Below are 19425 nucleotides of genomic sequence, written 5' to 3'. Positions count from 1 at the left end.
AATGCACCACGAATTAAGCATCAGAGAGGCGCAAAAGCTCATCGACAAATGGATTCACGAGTATGGTGTGCGCTACTTCAGTGAGCTTACCAATATGGCTTGTCTTACCGAAGAAGTGGGCGAATTGGCACGTGTAATGGCTCGTACCTACGGCGACCAAAGCTTCAAGGAAGGCGAAAAGCACAATATTGGCGAAGAAATGGCAGATATTCTGTGGGTTCTGATGTGCTTGGCAAACCAAACGGGCGTAGACCTTACAGCGGAACTGCAAAAGAGTTTCGACAAGAAAACAACCCGCGACAAGGACAGACACAAGCAAAACAAAAAGCTAACGCAAGCGGAAACACCTACAAATACCGAAGAATTACAATAGCAAAACAAAGACGAAGTATTATAATAAACAAACTATAAGACATTATGCAAAACAACGAAGGTAAAATCCAAACCAACAGTAAGTATGATGAAATGCTGAAACAATACAACCTTGACATTACAGACGAGGAAGTAAAGGCAGCAGTAAAAAAGATTATTGAAGAGAAAGTACCTGAGAACGACACCTTAGACGTTAAGAAATTCCTTCTCGGAAGTGTCGAATTAACCACTCTCAAGACTACCGACACAGAGGAAGAAGTGCTCGCAATGGTCGAAAAAGTGAACAAATTTGCACAGGAATACCCTACCCTCCCACACGTTGGAGCCGTTTGTGCTTATCCGTGCTTCACAAAACTCATTGCCGACAGCTTGGAAGTAGACGGCGTAGACATTACAAACGTAACGGGAAACTTCCCATCTTCACAAACATTCCTCGAAGTCAAGACCATCGAAACCGCACTTGCCATCAAGGACGGTGCTACACAAATTGACATCGTATTGCCTGTGGGCAAGTTCCTTTCGGGCGATTATGAAGATGTTTGCGACCAAGTCAGCGAACTGAAGCAGACTTGCGGCGACATACCTATGAAGGTTATCCTCGAAACAGGCGACCTCAACAACGTCCGCAACATCAAGATTGCCGCCCTGCTCTCTATGTTTGCAGGTACCGACTACATCAAGACAAGCACTGGCAAAGAGAAGATTAGCGCAACTCCAGAGGCTGTTTACGTAATGTGTACGGCGATTAAGGAGTTCTACGACAAGACGGGCATTCAGGTAGGTTTGAAGCCTGCAGGCGGCATTAATACCGTTATGGACGCTATCATCTTCTATACCATCTACAAAGAAATTCTCGGCGAGAAGTGGCTCACAAACTATTGGTTCCGCCTTGGCACCAGTCGTCTGACCAACCTGCTGCTCAGCGATATTGAAGGCAAAGAGATTAAGTTCTTCTAAACCTCCGTTCAAACAATACAAAAATCCCGATTTCAGCGTTGAAATCGGGATTTTTTATTTCATAGATTCAATAAAACAACATTGCCCTATATACCAATTCAGCAGAAGAAACGATAACATTGCAGTTGTTCTTGTTGAGGTTTGACAAAGCTCAAAATGCAGCAATGTTGCCTATCATATAAGCAGAAAAACAGCAAAATGTATGTAAATATTTTTCACAAGAATATCTATTACTTAACTACCTTATTATCAACACTTTCCAAAACCTATTGTTTTACATTGTAAAAGCGTAGGTTTTGCACGGTAAAAGCGGCTCTTTTACATTGCAAAACCTACGCTTTCGCAATGCAAAATCGAAATTACCGTTTTTCCTACGAATTATCTTTACAAAACCAAAGTAAAATACCACTATTGGCATTCCCGTATGCGTAGTTGCATTCGTGTATTCAACTGCCACATTAAACGGATAATTCTTACTGCCCTATCAGATTGGTTGCCCGTAAAAAACATCTGCGGGACAGCCCTTAAACAAGCTATCCCGCAGACGTTTTACTATCATTGCAATTTGTTTTAGTTCTTCCGTTGAATCACAAAATCCAAGTACGCCTTCAGCGCATTGGCTATCGCTTCGTCGTGCACGCAGTTTGAAATAAACTGTAAAGCCTCGTTGTGGAACTCTAACATCTTCTTTTCAGCGTATTCTATACCGCCGCTTTCCTTTGCAAAAGCTACCAATTGGGCGATTTCATCGGCATTTACCGTGCCCTCTTTCACCTTCATTGCCAACGCCATCATTTTCTTGTTGCCTGTAGATTTCAACGCATAAATAACAGGAAGCGTCAGCTTTCCTTCCAACATATCGTTGCCCGTAGGCTTTCCTATCTCGGTCGAATCGTAGTAATCGAATATGTCGTCGCGTATCTGGAAGATAATTCCGATGCGTTGTCCGAACAGTCTTGCAGCCTCAACATCGCTTTCCGATGCTTTGCCCGCCTTTGCGCCAATCACCGCACACGCCTCAAACAAAGCCGCTGTCTTCTGGTTTATTACCTGATAATATACCTCTTCCGATATTTCCTGATTAGAAATGTTGGTCAGCTGCAATATTTCGCCGTTAGAAAGCGTGCGCCCCAACTCTGCAAGGTCGCGCACAATGTCTTCCGACTGTGTATAAGCCACATTCAGCAGTGCCGTCGAAAGAATGTAGTCGCCCACCAACACTGCCACCTTGTTATTATAAGTGGCATTCACCGATGCCTGTCCTCTGCGCTCTCCGCTTTCGTCCACCACGTCGTCGTGCACCAGACTGGCAGTGTGCAGCAGCTCCAATCCAACGGCAGCGTGCTGCGCCACGAACGTAACTTCGCCGAAATTCTTTGCCATCAGCAACATCAGCATCGGGCGCATACGCTTTCCTCCCCTGTTCCGTATATGCTCCAACGCACTCGAAAGCAGCCCTTCTTCGTGCATTAACGCTTTGTTAAACAGTGAGATAAAGTCGTCTAATTCCTGACTTATCGGTTCTTTTATAATCGACAGATAATCCATTCAAAAATTATTTTGATACAAAAATAATGAATAATATCGGTAATTATGGCATTTTTTTAGTAATTTTACCCTTAAATAATATTTTTACAATGGACAAACTGTTTCTCATCGACGCTTACGCACTTATCTATCGGTCGTATTATGCCCTCATCAGAAATCCGCGTATCAACTCAAAAGGAGTGAATACATCGGCTATTATGGGTTTCTGTAACACGCTGAACGAAGTGCTGACAAAGGAAAATCCCACACACATTGCCGTGGCTTTCGACCACGGACTCACCTTCCGACACGAGGCATTCCCCGAGTATAAGGCACAAAGAGAGGAAACACCAGAAGACATAAAGCTGTCTGTTCCCTACATAAAGCAAATTCTCGAAGCTATGCGCATACCTATTTTGCAAGTCGATGGCTTCGAGGCGGACGACATTATCGGTACGGTAGCAACGCTGGCAGGCAGCAAGGGCATTACCACCTTTATGCTTACGCCCGACAAAGACTATGGTCAGCTTATCCGAGAGAACGTCTATATGTATCGTCCAAGGCACGGCGGAGGCTACGATGTGGTAGGTATGAACGAGGTAGAAGACAGATACGGTATCCCTACCCCAGCCCAAGTAATCGACCTCTTGGCACTTATGGGCGACTCTGCCGATAACTTTCCAGGTTGTCCGGGTGTGGGCGAAAAGACCGCTGCAAAGCTTATCAACCAGTTTGGGTCTATCGACAATATGCTCGAACATACCGACCAGATAAAAGGAAAGTTAAGAGAGAAGGTGGAAGCTGCCGTCGATGACATCAAGATGTCGAAGTTCTTGGCAACCATTCGTACCGATGTTCCGTTCAATATGGAATGGGACGAACTGAAGATAAAACAACCCGATGAAGACAAACTACGCGAAATCTTCACCGAATTAGAGTTCAAAACACTTCTTAACAAGTTTGTTAAAGGCGGTCAAAAAGCGCAAAAAAGCGATAATTTGCAGCTCAATTTATTTGCAGAAAATGCGCCCGAAGATGCAGGCGACGCAAAAAAAGCCCCTTCCTGCAGCCTTTCAGCAGTGCCACACAATTACAAACTAATTGAGAATGAGGAAGAAGCACGGAATGTTTGTGATTATTTCTTTACAAAAGAGTTTCTCTGTTTAGACACAGAAACTACGTCGGCGGACGCCATCGATGCAGAATTGGTGGGTTTAAGCTTCTCGGTAGCCGAAAAAGAGGCATTTTATGTAGCCGTTCCTGCTAATCGTAAAGAAGCCTTAAAGATAGTAAATATATTCAAACCGCTATACGAAGACGAGAAAATTCTGAAGATTGGGCAGAACATTAAATACGATTACGAAGTTCTGCACAAATATGGCGTAACGTTAAGGGGCAAGTTGTTCGACACGATGATTGCACACTACCTTATCCAACCCGAGCTTCGGCACAACATGGACTACATGGCGGAAACGCTTTTGAACTATAAAACCATTCCAATAGAAAGCCTTATCGGTGCCAAAGGGAAGCATCAGAAAAGCATGCGCGACCTGCAACCGAGCGAAATCTACGAGTACGCTTGCGAAGATGCCGACATTACGCTGCAGCTGAAGAACGTGCTCGAACTGAAACTGAAGGAAGTGGAAGCCGAAGACTTGTTCTGGAACATAGAAATGCCGCTCGTGCCCGTGCTCGCCGATATGGAACTGCACGGCGTACGCTTAGATACGGCTGCCTTAGAAGAAACTTCGCGCATCTTTACCGAACGCATGAACCAATACGAACAGGAGATATACGAACTCGCAGGCGAGAGTTTCAACATCTCAAGTCCCAAGCAGGTGGGCGAAATGCTGTTCGGAAAGCTGCAGATAATGGAGAAACCGAAGAAGACAAAGACAGGACAGTATGCTACAAGCGAAGAAGTACTGGTGAGTTTGGAGAACAAACACCCCATCGTACATAAGATACTGGAATACAGAGGCATTAAAAAGCTGCTCAGCACCTATATTGACGCCTTGCCAAAACTTATCAAACCCGAAACAGGACATATACACACGTCGTTCAATCAGGCACTTACGGCAACGGGCAGACTGTCGTCGAGCAACCCAAACTTGCAGAATATACCCGTCAGAACAGACGATGGCAAGGAAATTCGCAAGTGTTTCATACCCGAACCCGGCTGCGAGTTCTTCTCTGCCGACTACAGTCAGATAGAACTTCGTATCATGGCGCATCTCTCGGAAGACGAAAACATGATGGAAGCCTTCCGCAAAGGGTTCGACATTCACCGTGCTACGGCTGCCAAAATATGGCACGAAGATATGGAAAACGTAACCGACACACAGCGAAAGAAAGCCAAACAAGCCAATTTTGGCATCATCTACGGCATTACTACTCACGGTTTGGCACAGCGAATAGGCATTTCAAGAAGCGAAGCAAAAGAGCTGATAGACGGCTACTTCAACACATTCCCGAAGGTAAAGGCTTATATGGAGCGTGCGAAAGAGGAAGCACGGCAAAAGGGTTACGCCGAAACCATCTTCCACCGTCGTCGTTACCTTGCCGACATCAACAGCCGAAACGCAACTGTAAGAGAGGAAGCCGAGCGAAATGCCATCAACGCCCCTATACAAGGTTCGGAAGCCGACATCATAAAAGTGGCTATGGTGCGCATCTGGCAACGTTTCAAACGCGAAAACATACGCTCGAAAATGATTTTACAGGTACACGACGAACTCAACTTCTCGGTATTTCCCGACGAAAAAGAACGAGTGGAGCGCATCGTGATAGAGGAAATGCAGAATGCCTATCCGCTCAACGTACCCCTGATAGCCGATGCTGGTTGGGGGGAAAATTGGCTCGAAGCGCACTAAAACAGTGTAAATATTTTTCGCAAGCGCATCTATTACGTAACTATCTTGCTATCAGCGCATTGCAAAACCTATTGTTTTGCAATGTAAAAGCGTAGGTTTTGCACGGTAAAAGCGGCTCTTTTGCAACGCAAAACCTACGCTTTCGCAATACCAAATCGAAATTACCGTTTTTCTTTGGAATTATTTTTACAAAATTAAAGCGATTTTACATATATTCATTTAAATATTTCTAGAAATCTTAGGAATACTAGAAGTACTAGTTGAAAATCCTTCTCCAACGAACGAATTTTATGGGTTTGACTCGCAAATCGTAATCATTCTCATTATTTTGTAGTAACTTTGCCTGCGTAAAAGATAAGTATGGATATACAAGAATATGAAATAATGGCACCTGTTGGCTCACGCGAAAGTCTCGCAGCAGCCATTCAGGCAGGAGCAGGCTCTATATACTTCGGTATTGGGCAGCTTAATATGAGGTCGCATTCTGCTAATCACTTCACCATAGAAGACTTGAAAGAGATTGCAGAAACGTGCAACGAACGAGGCATTAAGACCTATCTTACGGTGAATACCGTTATTTATGGCGAAGACATCAACGCAATGCGCGAGATTATTGATGCGGCAAAGGTTGCCAATATCACTGCCGTCATCGTCAGCGACGTAGCCGTCATGGTGTATTGTCGCCAAGTGGGTATGGAAGTACACCTGTCTACACAACTCAATATATCGAACATCGAGGCGTTGAAATTCTATGCGCAGTTTGCCGATGTGGCAGTGTTGGCACGCGAACTGAATATGGAACAGGTGGCAGAAATATACCGACAGATTGAGGAACAGGACATTCGTGGCCCTCGTGGCGAATTGGTTCGCATAGAAATGTTCTGCCACGGTGCTTTCTGTATGGCTATTTCGGGTAAATGCTATATGAGTCTGCACGACTCGAACCGCTCTGCCAACCGTGGACAATGCACACAGATTTGCCGCCGTTCGTACACCGTTACCGACAACGAAACAGGTAATCAGCTCGAAATCGACAATAAATACATAATGAGTCCGAAAGACCTGAAAACCATTCGCTTCATCGACAAGATGATGAAGGCGGGTGTAAGGGTCTTCAAGATAGAAGGACGGGCACGCGGTCCCGAATATGTCTACGAGGTTGTAACGTGCTACAAGGAAGCCATACAGAGCGTACTCGACGGCACTTACACCGAAGAGAAGAAAGACAAGTGGGACGAACGCCTTTCAACCGTGTTCAACCGTGGTTTCTGGGACGGCTACTACCAAGGCCAACGCTTAGGCGAATGGACAAAGAACTACGGCAACAAGGCTACGGAAAAGAAAGTTTTGGTGGGCAAAGTTATGAAATACTTCTCTAAACTCGGCGTAGCTGAAATTGCGGTGGAGGCTTCTGAGATAGAGAAAGAACAGAAAATGCTCATCACAGGACCCACAACGGGCATACTGAAGTTCGACGCAAGCGAAATACGCTACGACCTAAAGCCTGTTGAAAAGGCTGAAAAGGGCTGGCGAGTGTCTGTCCCGGTGCCCGACAAGGTGCGCCCGAACGATAAGGTTTACAAGCTTCTGAAGACTAATATAGAGTAAAAACGCAAACAAAAAAACGATAAACAATGATAGAACTACGACAAATTGCCAAACTGTTCCTACGTCTTACCGTAGCCGCCTCAATGCTTTCGTCGGTAGCCGACCGCTTCGGAATATGGGCAAAGGAACTCTGTATGTGGGGCGACATGGATAAATTCGTTGCCTATACACAATCGCTGATACCCTATATTCCTGCCGATGCCGTTCCCGTATTGGCATGGACAGCTACCATACTTGAGGTTCTGCTCCCCCTCTGCCTGCTTGTCGGACTGAAATTAAAGTGGACTGCATCGCTTTCAGGACTGATGATACTTGTCTTTGCCATCGCAATGGCAACGTCTGTAGGCATTAAAGCACCGCTGAACTATTCGGCTTTCACCGCCTCGGCAGCAGCTTTCGGCATACTCGCCTGCGGAAATGGTATATGGGAAGTGGACAACCTGATTGGCAACCGACGCCATAAAGGCCGTCGTATTCAGATGATTAGATAAACAAGAAACAGAATAGGAAGATGACAATCAACGAAATACAAGACGAAATAATAGAAGAATTTGCCGAGTTTACCGAATGGATGGATAAGTACCAAATGCTTATCGACCTCGGCAACGACCTTGAAGGGCTTGATGCAGAATATAAAAACGAACAGAATTTAATAGACGGTTGCCAAAGCCGCGTGTGGCTGCAATGCGATATTAAAGACGGTAAGCTGGTGTTTACAGCCGATTCTGACGCGCTTATTACAAAAGGTATCATTGCCCTGCTCATAAGGGTTGTAAGCGGACATACGCCAAAAGAAATACTCGATGCTGACCTTTATTTCATCGAACGCATAGGTTTGCATCAACATCTGTCGCCTACACGCAGCAACGGACTGCTGTCGATGGTGAAGAAGATAAAGGCTTACGCGTTGGCATTCAATATGAAAGGCAAGTGAGAAAGCTACGTACCATAGAAATGAACCGCCTCTCGCTTGAGGAATTTAAGCAGAGTCGGAAGCTCCCGCTCGTTGTCGTGCTCGACGATGTACGGTCGCTTTACAACGTTGGCAGCGTGTTTCGTTCGTGCGATGCTTTCCGTATCGAGGCGATTTACCTCTGCGGAATAACGGCTACACCTCCCAATGCGGAGATACACAAGACGGCTTTAGGGGCTGAAAACTCGGTTGATTGGCAGTATTTCAGCAATGCCGAAGATGCCGTAACACAGCTGAAAAACAATGGTTACTTCGTTTACAGCGTCGAACAGGTAGAGGGTTCAACCGCATTGCAAGACCTTTCGGAGCATATTTCGCCCATCAACAACGACACATCTGCCCAAAAGCACTACGCCGTAGTACTTGGAAACGAAGTAAAAGGTGTGCATCAATCGGTTGTAGACCTAAGCGATGGCTGCCTTGAAATACCACAGTTCGGCACGAAACACTCTCTAAACGTAAGCGTTACAGCAGGTATCGTGGTCTGGGAGTTTGCCCGTGCGCTGCTGTTATAGGCTTTAAGTAGCTCTGAAGTGGCGTGCAGACAGCTTGAAAGTAGCATTCAGGCAGTTTGAAAGTAGCGTTCAGATAGCTTGAATATAGCGTTCAGACAACTTGAAAATAAAACAATCGCCTCCCTACCCTATCATCATTTGCAAGTAAGCACACTTAGCGGGGTTACCCAAAGTTTTGCCTTTGTCGCACGATAGCTTCACGCAGTCGTTCCATTCGCGACTTTCCGTAATGCGCATTCGGGTGAGTTTAACGACGATATTCATTGGTTCCACGTTCTCAACATTGCAGGTAAGGTAGGTTCCCATACCATAACTGTCTTTCATTCTGCTGTCTACATACTTGTGAATTTCTATGGCGCGGTCGATGTTAAGACCGTTGCTGAACACCACTTGCTTGGTGGCAGGGTCGATTCCGAGCGACTTATACTTTGCAATAATCTTCTCTACTTGTTCTTCTTCTACGCCGCTGTCTACACGCAAACCGTTAAACATCATCGCCATACGTTTAGAAAGGTTGCTGAAGAACACCTTGTCGCCAAAACAATCGTAGAGATAAATGCCGTTGTCGCCATCGTAAACGTCGCTGAATTTGCGCATTACGTTGAAGTTACATTCAAATATTCCGCTCACACATTCTTCAAATTCGATAATCTGATGGCTCATTGTTCCAATGGCAATAAGGTCGTATCGCATCGCAAGATAAACATTGCTCGTTCCTGTAAAACGCCCCGTCCAAGGGTGAAAGCCGCTGTCGTCGGTGTATCCGCCTTGCTCATAGACCTCCTTCATCGTACGAATGACCATATTCTGGTGGTCGAACGACATACGGCGACGCGTACCCATATCGCCTAAAATCAACCCATTTGAAAGAATTTTACGCGTCTTTTCTACACAACGTTCATACTCTCGCTTAGGGTTATAGGCGGTTATATGCCCCTGAAGATTGTGCATCAACTCCGAAACAATGCTTAAAATGGGCATCTCCCACATAATGGTAGAGTACCATTTACCACGCACTTTTACGTCCAAATGCCCTTCCTCGTCTTGTGTAACCGTAAGTTCGTGAGGGTTGAAGCGATAACCTCGAAGGAAGGTAAAGTACCATTCGGGCAGATAATACATACGTTTCTTCATGAAAGCAATCTCTTCTTCCGTGATAATCACGTTGGGCATATATCCCAACTGCTCGTTCAGCAGCTCGGCAAATCCCATTGGATAGACAGTTTCATTGCGGTCGAAGAATGTATATTCCACCTCAGCGCGAGGATAGGTTTGCAATATGTAGTACTGACAACTAAACGTATAAGCGTCGTTATCGGTGAAATGTTGAATTATTTGTCGCATATATATTCTTAATTCTCTACCTTGTTGTCAAGGCTTTATATAATGCAAAGATAATAAAACTTAATGGATAAGTAGGCTAACTCCTATTTATTTTGTACATTTGCACCTAATATTAATGATAAAGAACTAAACAAATGCAGAATTTAGTTATATATAATACGCTGCATCGGCAGAAGGAACGCTTCCAACCGATAGCTGCTCCCAATGTAGGAATGTATGTTTGCGGTCCTACTGTATATGGCGACCCACACTTGGGACACGCCCGTCCGTCGATAACATTCGATATTTTGTTCCGTTATCTGCAGCATATTGGCTACAAAGTGCGCTACGTTCGCAACATAACCGACGTAGGACACTTGGAACACGATGCTGATGACGGCGACGACAAGATAGCAAAGAAGGCACGATTAGAACAGCTTGAGCCTATGGAAATTGCGCAGTTCTACACCAATCGCTATCATGATGCAATGCGTGCGCTTAACGTTCTGCCGCCATCAATAGAGCCTCGCGCCACAGGACACATCATTGAGCAAGAGGAACTCGTGAAGGAGATAATGGCAAACGGCTACGCTTACGAAAGCAACGGCAGCATTTACTTCGATGTAGCGAAGTACGACAAGGACCATCGCTACGGTGTACTGTCTGGTCGTAACCTTACTGATATGATAAATAACTCGCGCGAGCTGAACGGCGTGGGCGAAAAGCGAAACCAAACAGACTTCGCATTGTGGAAAAGGGCTATGCCTGAACACATCATGCGCTGGCCTTCGCCTTGGAGCGACGGCTTCCCGGGCTGGCATTGCGAATGTACGGCAATGGGAAGAAAGTATCTTGGCAAGCATTTCGACATTCACGGCGGTGGCATGGACTTGGTTTTCCCTCACCACGAGTGCGAGATAGCACAGGCTGTGGCATCGCAGGGCGAAGAAATGGTGAAGTATTGGATGCACAACAATATGATTACCATCAACGGACAGAAGATGGGCAAGTCGCTCAACAACTTCATTACGTTGGAGCAATTCTTCACAGGCAACCACGAAACCTTAGAACAGGCTTATTCGCCTATGACCATTCGCTTCTTCATTCTGTCTGCTCACTACCGCGGAACGGTAGACTTCTCGAACGAAGCCCTGCAAGCTGCACAGAAAGGATACGAAAGACTGATGAACGCCATAGAGGATTTGAAACGCATTCAGACTGCTGCAGCAAGCGACGAGAATACCAAGAAGTTCGTTGCGGCATTGCGCCAAAAGTGCTACGATGCAATGAACGACGACCTTATGACACCTGCTGTCATCTCAAATCTGTTCGAGGCGTGCCACATAGTGAACCTGCTTATCGACCATAAAGCGCAAATCAGCGAAGAAGACCTAAAGGAACTCAGCGAAACGATGCGTCTTTTTGCTTTCGATATTCTTGGTTTGGTAAACGAACGTGGTGCCAACAACGACGCACGAGAGGCTGCTTACGGCAAAGTAGTGGATATGGTGCTCGACTTGCGTGCGAAAGCAAAAGCCAATAAAGACTGGGCTGTGAGCGACCAGATACGCGACGCTCTTGCCGAAGCTGGTTTCCAAGTGAAAGATACCAAAGACGGCGTAACTTGGAAGTTGGATAAATAAAAGATAAAAGCTAAACAAGGAGTTAAAGCGCAAAGGGAATCAGAAGGATAAAAACAACCTCTTGAAATTGCCCTTTACGCTTTAATTCCTTTTATTATATACGCACTGCGGTGCCCGAACAAGCCACCATCAGCATCGAACCGCCCTGCCCTACTGTCTCATAATCGATGTCGATGCCCACAATAGCGTTTGCGCCCAATTCCTGCGCACGTTGCATCATTTCCCGAACAGAAGTTTCCTTGCCTTCCTGCAACACCTTTTCGTACGACTTGCTGCGTCCGCCTACAATGTCTCTGATACCTGCAAAGAAGTCTTTTATAAAGTTTGCACCAATAATTGTTTCACCCGTTACAAGTCCTTTGTACTCTAAAATCTTATAACCTTCGATGTTTGGAGTTGTTGTAAGAATCATAATTTCTTTTTCTTTAAGTTTTAATTGGCAATCGCTTTGACTGCCCTACCCTTTTAACGGAATATTTCTCTAAAAGTTGTAATTGCCTTCTACTTTTGTAAAAATAATTTATAGGAAAAACGATAATTTCGATTTGGCATTGCGAAAGCGGCTCTTTTGCAATGCAAAACCTACGCTTTTACCGTGCAAAACAGCCGCTTTTGGAACGCAAAACAATAGGTTTTGCAACGCATTGATAACTAACGAGTTACACAAGATTTATGTTTGTGAAAAACTTTTACATTATTATCGTCTGTTTTCCGCCTATGAAACGAAGAATACAAGGGTAGCAGAACAGACAGCTAAAGGGTTCTTTCTATTCGGAAAAGCGAAACTATATATCGGTATTCGGTAAATATAGACCGACCATTAAAAAAACAATAAAGCATTCTTCTAATCATAATTGTAGTTAAAACCTATCTGTCTTTTTATTTGATTATCACAATATTGGCTATCTTTACGCCAAGAAAGACTGTATAGATGCTACTTGCAAATATATTATTGCTGGCCAATCTGTTTGCCGCTCAAGCGGATTCAACCGTCAGTAATACACAGCTTGATAATTATAAGGATTCAATTAAAATAGAGATAACACAGCAGCAAGACTCTATTCCCGAAGATACAGCAGTTCGGAAATATCCTTGGCGCACCGCAACACACGTAGTTGGTGCTAATCTTGCTATTCTCGCTTTCGACAGATACATACTCGACGCCCCCTTTTCAAAGGTTACGTGGAAGACGATAGGTAGGAATCTGTCGCCCACAAAATGGTATTGGGACAGCGATATCTTCAGAACCAACTTGTTTTCGCACCCCTATCACGGCTCAATCTATTACAACGCAGCACGTAGCAACGGCTTATCCTACGTTGAGGCGATACCCTACGTCGTTGGTGGAAGCTTGATGTGGGAAATCAGCGGAGAAATGGAACGTCCTTCCATCAACGACTTTTTGGCAACATCGGCAGGTGGATTGGCTATGGGCGAAGTACTACATAGAATTTCAAACCGCATTTTCGACAACCGCAAACGTGGCTGTGAGCGTGTCGTTCGCGAAATAATCGGTATGGTGTTGAACCCTTCCCGAGGTTTAACACGAATGGTAACGGGCACCGCTTTCCGCACAACCAACACTCGCAGCAGTCTGGAAACAATCAACAATACCCCACTCCACTTTTCCATTCTCGGAAGCGCGCAAATGCTCAACAGCCATACCACAGGTATAAAGCCTGACTATCGGCCTGTTTTCAACATCAGTTTCTCTTACGGTTCGCCCGTCAATGCCTCTAACAAACGCCCTTACGACTTCTTTAGAGTAGACTTAGGGGTTAGTCCCAGTATGGAACTATCGCTCGTCAGCAATGCAAACATCATCGGACAGCTGCGCCAATGGCCATTGCTGCAAACCAATAACAGCACGGCAACCATAGGATTGTATCAGAATTTCGACTTCTACTCCACCGATTCCATCAAGGGCACCGTGCCTTATAAGGTGTCTGAAGCCGCAAGTATGGGCGTTGGTGTAGCGTGGTACTATGAGTCAGGACGATTTAAATGCTTTTCCGAGCTATACTTCAATGGTGTTTTGCTGGGCGGTGCCCTATCCGATTATCACGACAACCGCTACAACCGCGATTACAGCGTGGGCAGCGGTTACAGCATTAAAAACTATTCGGGCATCGATTATGGGTCTTTCGTCCGCTTTCGCTTACTTTCCGATATGAAATACCTTGCTTCTTGGCATAGCTACGAAGATGAAGACGAAACAAAAGAATACGTTGATTACAGCGTTATGGGCGACCGTGGCAGGGCAGTAACCTTTCTTTTACAACCCAAAATAGAAATTTCGTTGTCGAAACATTGGTTTATGGAGGCTTCTTCGCTCTTTGTTTTCCGCAATTTCCATTACTGCTATCGCCCCAATTGCCACACAACGACTTACAATGCAAGGCTCGGAATCGGTTTCAGATTATAGTGCCGATTTCTTGAAACAGACTATCAGACAAAGCCCAAATAAATTGGCTATCGTTTGGACAATATGCCGAAAATTCGTATTTTTGCATTTCACGAATTACGACAACGAAAGGTAAGAAAGGTAAAAACAATATGGCAAAAGACAACAAAGGGCTCACTCCGATGATGCGACAATTCTTTTCGATGAAAGAGAAGCACCCCGATGCGTTAATGCTCTTTAGGTGTGGCGACTTCTACGAAACGTATTGCGACGATGCCATAGAAGCTTCTAAAATACTCGGCATAACGCTGACACGCCGAAACAACGGTGCAGCAGCGGGCGACGAGATGGCTGGATTTCCTCATCACGCACTCGACACTTTCTTGCCAAAGCTTATTCGTGCTGGAAAACGTGTAGCAATATGCGACCAACTCGAAGACCCGAAGAAGAAACGTGAGGCTTTGAAGGGCAAACGGGGCTTGTCTGCCGAAGACAAAATGGTGCGACGAGGCATAACGGAACTTGTTACGCCTGGCGTTGCTATGGGCGACAACGTGCTGAACTACAAGGAAAACAACTTCTTGGCGGCTGTTCACTTCGGCAAAGGTTCTTGTGGTGTGAGCTTTCTCGACATTTCGACAGGCGAATTTCTCACTGGTGAGGGCACGTTCGACTATGTTGAAAAGCTCATTGGCAACTTTTCGCCAAAGGAAGTGCTGTACGACCGTGCCCGAAAGTCTGACTTTGAACGCCATTTCGGTACACGCCTGTGTGTGTATGAAATGGAAGACTGGGTGTTTACCGACCTTTCTGCACGGCAAAAACTACTGAAACACTTCGGAACAAAGAACCTAAAGGGTTTCGGTGTAGACCATCTGAACAACGGAGTAATAGCTGCCGGGGCTATTATGCAGTACTTGGAACTGACCCAGCACACCAACATCAACCACATAACGTCGCTCGCTCGCATCGAAGAAGAGAAGTATGTGCGACTCGACCGCTTCACCATTCGTTCCTTGGAACTTGTCGCACCCATGCAGGAGGACGGTTCGTCGCTGCTCAACGTAGTAGACAGAACCATCACACCAATGGGTGGCAGAATGCTGCATCGCTGGCTTGTGTTCCCATTGAAGGACGTAAAGCCCATTAACGAGCGATTGGACATAGTGGAATACTACTTCCGCGAGCCCGATTTCCGTCAATGCCTGAACGACCAACTCCACCGTATGGGCGACTTGGAACGCATCATTTCAAAGGTGGCAGCAGGCAGAGTGTCACCGAGAGAGGTGGTTCAGCTGAAGATAGCCTTACGTGCGATACAGCCAATGAAGACCGCTTGCCTCTATGCGAACAACGAAGCCTTGAAGCGGGTAGGGGAACAGCTGAACCTCTGCGAGTCTATTCGCGACCGAATAGAGCAGGAAATAAAGCCCGACCCTCCACACTTGGTTGCCAAAGGCGACGTGATTGCGCACGGTTTCAACGCCGAACTGGACGAATTACGCTCCATTCGCGACAACGGAAAGCAGGTTTTGCTCGACATTCAGGAGAAAGAAGCGGCTCAAACAGGCATCAATTCGCTGAAGATAGGCTTCAACAACGTTTTCGGATACTACCTTGAAGTGCGCAATACCTTTAAAGACAAGGTGCCTGCCGACTGGATTCGCAAGCAAACCCTTGCGCAGGCAGAACGCTACATTACCCCAGAGCTGAAGGAATACGAAGCCAAAATACTTGGTGCCGACGAGAAAATACTCGCTCTCGAAGCACGTCTTTTCAACGAATTGGTGCAGGATATGCAGGAGTTTATCCCGCAAATACAAATCAATGCCAACCTTGTGGCACGCCTCGACTGCTTGTTGGCATTCGCAAACATAGCCGAAGAAAACAAGTATGTGCGCCCCGTGGTAGACGACAGTATGGTGATTGACATAAAGAAAGGCCGCCACCCCGTAATAGAAACCCAACTGCCGCTTGGCGAACCATACATACCCAACGACGTATATCTCGACAACGAGCAACAGCAGATTATGATGATAACAGGTCCGAATATGGCTGGTAAATCGGCTCTGTTGCGTCAAACCGCACTCATAGTACTATTGGCGCAGATAGGTAGTTTCGTCCCAGCAGAGGGCGCAAGAATCGGTTTGGTCGATAAAGTTTTCACACGAGTGGGTGCTTCCGACAATATTTCGCTCGGAGAATCTACTTTTATGGTTGAAATGACTGAGGCATCGAACATTCTGAACAATGTTACACCCCGCTCGTTGGTACTCTTCGACGAGCTTGGACGTGGCACAAGTACCTACGACGGCATCAGCATAGCGTGGGCTATCGTAGAGTATCTGCACGAACAACCGCGTGCTGCGGCACGTACACTCTTCGCCACGCACTACCACGAACTGAACGAAATGGCAAAGAACTTCCGCCGAATAAAGAACTTCAACGTATCTGTGAAAGAGGTGGACGGCAAGATTATCTTCGTGAGAAAACTGGAACGAGGCGGCAGCGAGCACTCTTTCGGTATTCACGTAGCCGACATTGCCGGTATGCCAAAGTCGATTGTGAAGCGTGCGAACGTTGTCTTGAAAGAATTGGAAGCTGACAATGCGCAGGTAGGCAGTGTAGGAAAGCCGTCGGCAGAGAAGCTTGAGCAGAGTAGGGAAGGGGTTCAGCTTTCGTTCTTCCAACTCGATGACCCTGTACTGACGCAGATACGCGACGAAATCATAGGCTTGGACATCAACAACCTTACACCTGTTGAGGCGTTGAATAAGCTCAACGAAATCAAGCGAATTGTACTTCCAAACAGCAAATAAGGTGTAAATATTTTTCAAAACAATATCCACTGTCTAACTATCTCGTTATCAACACTTTGCAAAACCTATTGTTTTGCGTTCCAAAAGCGGCTCTTTTGCACGGTAAAAGCGTAGGTTTTGCAGCGCAAAAGAGCCGCTTTCGCAATGCCAAAGCGCAGTTATCATTTTTTAAGAGAATTATCTTTACAAAACAAGGGCTATTTTCTGCTATAACAACTCCTTTACATCTAAAAAACTACTTCCCCGATTTAGTGCGATTACACTTCATACAAAGCATCTGACAATTGTCTTTTTCCGTCTTTCCACCTTTGTGCCAAGGTATAATATGGTCAGCTTCCATATCTTCAATATCGAAATGTTCTCCACAAATAGGGCAAATTCCTTGCTGCTTTTCATATACCGCACGACTTATACGCTGCTCGAAAGTGCGAATATTCAAATACTTTTCGTTTCGTGTAAGCACATATTCGTAAATGCCTTTCTTGTTCTGCACTTCATCGTCTGCCATAAGTTTCGCAACTTCATCTTCAAGTTTCTTTGTGTCTAACGGCTGTTGTCCAAACTCGTTGTAAAGTATTCCCCATGGCACTCCTTTCATTTCACGTCGGTAAGTTGGGAAAATGGTCTGCACCCAGTTTATAACTTGCACGAAATAGAGCCACAATTCGTTGGCATTGGCATCGTGTTGATGGTCTGCCATATATTGTCGTATCTTCTCATCGGGTGTTCCTTTCGCCCCATCGTTAATCCAACACAATACAAGCTGTAAAATTTCTTGGCGTATTGCTACACCTTTCACATACTTATCGCCCAATCCCATAGCAGGACAACCTGTCTTCGAGAAGTGGCGTTTTGCATCGGTGAGCCATTCTCCCGTATATACAGCATTGCGCAATTCTTGGTCGTAGAGCTTTTCTCCAGCTATATTGATGGTTTTAAACCATTCCAACTTCTCGCTGTCGGTACCTTCACAGAAGTAAACCATTAGTTCGTAATCCAGTATTTGCGCTTGTTGGTCGTCTGTCAGGGTGTGGAAATACTCTTCTTTTATAGAGAAATCGTTGCTAAGATATTGGCAAATACTAAGCGTGCGCTGCTGCCCGTCCAACACCTCGAAGCCACCATCGTCTTTTTTCACCCAATACATTACATTGAGAGGAAAGCCTTTTCGCACCGTGTCAATTACAGCATTGCGTTGTTCGTCTTTATAAACAAACTCACGTTGATATTTCGGACGAACATCAAGAAGTTCGCCATAAGCCACTACACCCTCTTCGGCATCATCTTTATATCCTTGAAAAAGGTCTTTTAATTTGATAGGTTTTAATTCTATTTTCATAATTACTTACTATATAAAGCTTTCTATATATATTTTATTATGCTCTCTTTTTTGTTTCACAAACAACAATATTATAAAGTCTTTCTTCTAATTAATATTCTTGCATAAATCTCTTTTCCACTAATAGTAAAGCGATGTCCATAATTTGGATTATCTGCAACGTATCTATCAATGCCTACTATTTCAAACTGCTTAGGGTTGTACTTATCCATAAAAGTTATTGGAACGCCCATTACTCCATCATAGTCCATCGGTATTTCCTTTACTTTATTAACGTTGATAGCATCATAATTATCGTACTTTGGATATTCTTCTGGACTATAACGTTTGTACAAAATAAGTTCTTCATGGCGTTTTTGAATATCAAGATTCGTATACCAACAGCAGTTACGGAACTTTACTAACTGTGTACTTTCATCATATACACCATTTGCAAATGTACGCCCAGTAGGGATAATATTAAAATAAGCATTTCCGCCTGAAAAGCCATTGCCGAGCCATAACTTATTATTTTTTATCAAAGGGAATATTTCCTTATAGGTTATTGCATTGTAATTACCTATTACAATGAAACTTTTATCATACTCTATTAACTGTGTAATATACTCACGGAACAAAGAAAAGGGCGGATTAGTAACGACTATGTCGGCTTGCTTTAATAGTTCTACACATTCTTTGCTGCGAAAATCGCCATCTCCTTTTAATGGTTTAACCTCTATTTCTTCATTATCAACGATATGGTTGTCGTTTTTATCGCCTTCGTAAACAATATAAACGGCTTGTTCCGAATTGTTTTGAGAGAAGGTATTGATTTCTTTACTCTTGTAGCAAGTAGCAATAAGCCTTTTCAAGCCCAATAGTTCAAAGTTCAGAGCAAAATACTTAAAGAAGTTGCTCACACGTGGGTCGTCGCAGTTGCACAGCACTGTCTTTCCCTTAAAATGTTGTTTGTAGTGTTTCATTTCTCGTTCTATATCGCCAAGTTGCGTGTAGAACTCATCGTTCTTAGCCTTTTTGGCTAAGGTTAAAGTTTTATTCGCCATAGTAAAAGTTACTTTGCACGAATACCGAA

Annotated in this window: 15 protein-coding genes; 10 read left to right on the top strand and 5 right to left on the bottom strand. The window is 44.9% G+C overall.

Annotated elements, in window-relative coordinates; genetic code table 11:
- The first annotated feature begins 1 nt into the window (after position 1).
- Positions 2–373, top strand: coding sequence for a nucleotide pyrophosphohydrolase (locus tag BWX39_RS01425; RefSeq protein WP_036860554.1), 372 nt, complete (start codon positions 2–4; stop codon positions 371–373).
- Positions 374–417: 44 nt separating this feature from the next.
- The gene (gene deoC, locus BWX39_RS01420; RefSeq protein WP_028905582.1) at positions 418–1329 is read left to right on the top strand and encodes a deoxyribose-phosphate aldolase; all 912 of its coding nucleotides are present in this window, start codon (positions 418–420) and stop codon (positions 1327–1329) included.
- Positions 1330–1899: 570 nt separating this feature from the next.
- Here the strand turns inward: deoC and BWX39_RS01410 are convergent.
- A complete protein-coding gene (locus tag BWX39_RS01410) occupies positions 1900–2877 on the bottom strand; it encodes a polyprenyl synthetase family protein (protein WP_028905581.1) in 978 nt (325 codons plus the stop codon).
- An 89-nt stretch (positions 2878–2966) separates the two neighbouring features.
- Here BWX39_RS01410 and polA point away from each other — a divergent pair, with 89 nt between their 5' ends.
- From polA to BWX39_RS01385, 5 genes are all read left to right on the top strand, one after another.
- Positions 2967–5729, top strand: a complete 2763-nt coding sequence (polA, locus tag BWX39_RS01405; protein WP_028905580.1) for a DNA polymerase I — start codon at positions 2967–2969, stop codon at positions 5727–5729.
- Positions 5730–6089: 360 nt separating this feature from the next.
- A complete protein-coding gene (locus tag BWX39_RS01400) occupies positions 6090–7337 on the top strand; it encodes a peptidase U32 family protein (protein ID WP_028905579.1) in 1248 nt (415 codons plus the stop codon).
- Positions 7338–7363: 26 nt separating this feature from the next.
- Positions 7364–7828, top strand: a complete 465-nt coding sequence (locus tag BWX39_RS01395; RefSeq protein WP_028905578.1) for a DoxX family membrane protein — start codon at positions 7364–7366, stop codon at positions 7826–7828.
- Between the two features lie 20 nt (positions 7829–7848).
- Entirely contained in the window at positions 7849–8271 is a 423-nt protein-coding gene (locus BWX39_RS01390; protein WP_028905577.1) for a SufE family protein, read from the top strand.
- Positions 8268–8825 carry an RNA methyltransferase gene (locus BWX39_RS01385; RefSeq protein ID WP_028905576.1) on the top strand — a complete coding sequence of 186 codons (558 nt, stop codon included), beginning with the start codon at positions 8268–8270 and terminating at the stop codon, positions 8823–8825. Before BWX39_RS01390 ends, BWX39_RS01385 begins: the two co-directional genes overlap by 4 nt.
- 123 nt (positions 8826–8948) lie before the next feature.
- Here BWX39_RS01385 and pncB read toward each other — a convergent pair whose 3' ends face one another.
- Complete coding sequence (gene pncB / locus BWX39_RS01380; protein WP_028905575.1) at positions 8949–10169, bottom strand: nicotinate phosphoribosyltransferase; 1221 nt, start codon at positions 10167–10169, stop codon at positions 8949–8951.
- 134 nt (positions 10170–10303) lie between these two features.
- On the opposite strand from pncB, the gene cysS reads away from it, so the two are divergent.
- Positions 10304–11791, top strand: a complete 1488-nt coding sequence (cysS, locus tag BWX39_RS01375; RefSeq protein ID WP_028905574.1) for a cysteine--tRNA ligase — start codon at positions 10304–10306, stop codon at positions 11789–11791.
- 94 nt (positions 11792–11885) lie between these two features.
- On the opposite strand, the gene BWX39_RS01370 is transcribed toward cysS, so the two are convergent.
- On the bottom strand, positions 11886–12203 hold the full coding sequence (locus BWX39_RS01370; protein ID WP_004366941.1) for a heavy metal-binding domain-containing protein: 318 nt from the start codon (positions 12201–12203) through the stop codon (positions 11886–11888).
- 519 nt (positions 12204–12722) lie between these two features.
- Here BWX39_RS01370 and BWX39_RS01365 point away from each other — a divergent pair.
- Complete coding sequence (locus BWX39_RS01365) at positions 12723–14216, top strand: DUF3943 domain-containing protein (RefSeq protein WP_028905573.1); 1494 nt, start codon at positions 12723–12725, stop codon at positions 14214–14216.
- Positions 14217–14347: 131 nt separating this feature from the next.
- Positions 14348–17014: a DNA mismatch repair protein MutS gene (gene mutS, locus BWX39_RS01360; RefSeq protein WP_028905572.1), complete on the top strand. Its 2667-nt coding sequence runs from the start codon at positions 14348–14350 to the stop codon at positions 17012–17014.
- Between the two features lie 235 nt (positions 17015–17249).
- Here mutS and BWX39_RS01350 read toward each other — a convergent pair whose 3' ends face one another.
- Complete coding sequence (locus BWX39_RS01350; protein WP_028905571.1) at positions 17250–18353, bottom strand: HNH endonuclease family protein; 1104 nt, start codon at positions 18351–18353, stop codon at positions 17250–17252.
- Positions 18354–18424: 71 nt separating this feature from the next.
- Positions 18425–19396, bottom strand: a complete 972-nt coding sequence (locus BWX39_RS01345; protein ID WP_036860549.1) for an adenine-specific methyltransferase EcoRI family protein — start codon at positions 19394–19396, stop codon at positions 18425–18427.
- Positions 19397–19425 lie beyond the last annotated feature (29 nt).

Source organism: Prevotella intermedia ATCC 25611 = DSM 20706 (assembly GCF_001953955.1).
GTDB lineage: Bacteria > Bacteroidota > Bacteroidia > Bacteroidales > Bacteroidaceae > Prevotella > Prevotella intermedia.
The sequence above is the reverse complement of the archived record's forward strand: the minus strand, read 5'-3'. Positions and strand labels throughout refer to the sequence as shown.

What these genes read in the sequence shown, in the direction of transcription:
- BWX39_RS01425 (WP_036860554.1), top strand. Translation starts at nt 2, where the DNA reads ATGCACCACGAATTAAGCATCAGAGAGGCGCAAAAGCTCATCGACAAA.
- deoC (WP_028905582.1), top strand. Translation starts at nt 418, where the DNA reads ATGCAAAACAACGAAGGTAAAATCCAAACCAACAGTAAGTATGATGAA.
- BWX39_RS01410 (WP_028905581.1), bottom strand. Translation starts at nt 2,877, where the DNA reads ATGGATTATCTGTCGATTATAAAAGAACCGATAAGTCAGGAATTAGAC.
- polA (WP_028905580.1), top strand. Translation starts at nt 2,967, where the DNA reads ATGGACAAACTGTTTCTCATCGACGCTTACGCACTTATCTATCGGTCG.
- BWX39_RS01400 (WP_028905579.1), top strand. Translation starts at nt 6,090, where the DNA reads ATGGATATACAAGAATATGAAATAATGGCACCTGTTGGCTCACGCGAA.
- BWX39_RS01395 (WP_028905578.1), top strand. Translation starts at nt 7,364, where the DNA reads ATGATAGAACTACGACAAATTGCCAAACTGTTCCTACGTCTTACCGTA.
- BWX39_RS01390 (WP_028905577.1), top strand. Translation starts at nt 7,849, where the DNA reads ATGACAATCAACGAAATACAAGACGAAATAATAGAAGAATTTGCCGAG.
- pncB (WP_028905575.1), bottom strand. Translation starts at nt 10,169, where the DNA reads ATGCGACAAATAATTCAACATTTCACCGATAACGACGCTTATACGTTT.
- cysS (WP_028905574.1), top strand. Translation starts at nt 10,304, where the DNA reads ATGCAGAATTTAGTTATATATAATACGCTGCATCGGCAGAAGGAACGC.
- BWX39_RS01370 (WP_004366941.1), bottom strand. Translation starts at nt 12,203, where the DNA reads ATGATTCTTACAACAACTCCAAACATCGAAGGTTATAAGATTTTAGAG.
- BWX39_RS01365 (WP_028905573.1), top strand. Translation starts at nt 12,723, where the DNA reads ATGCTACTTGCAAATATATTATTGCTGGCCAATCTGTTTGCCGCTCAA.
- mutS (WP_028905572.1), top strand. Translation starts at nt 14,348, where the DNA reads ATGGCAAAAGACAACAAAGGGCTCACTCCGATGATGCGACAATTCTTT.
- BWX39_RS01350 (WP_028905571.1), bottom strand. Translation starts at nt 18,353, where the DNA reads ATGAAAATAGAATTAAAACCTATCAAATTAAAAGACCTTTTTCAAGGA.
- BWX39_RS01345 (WP_036860549.1), bottom strand. Translation starts at nt 19,396, where the DNA reads ATGGCGAATAAAACTTTAACCTTAGCCAAAAAGGCTAAGAACGATGAG.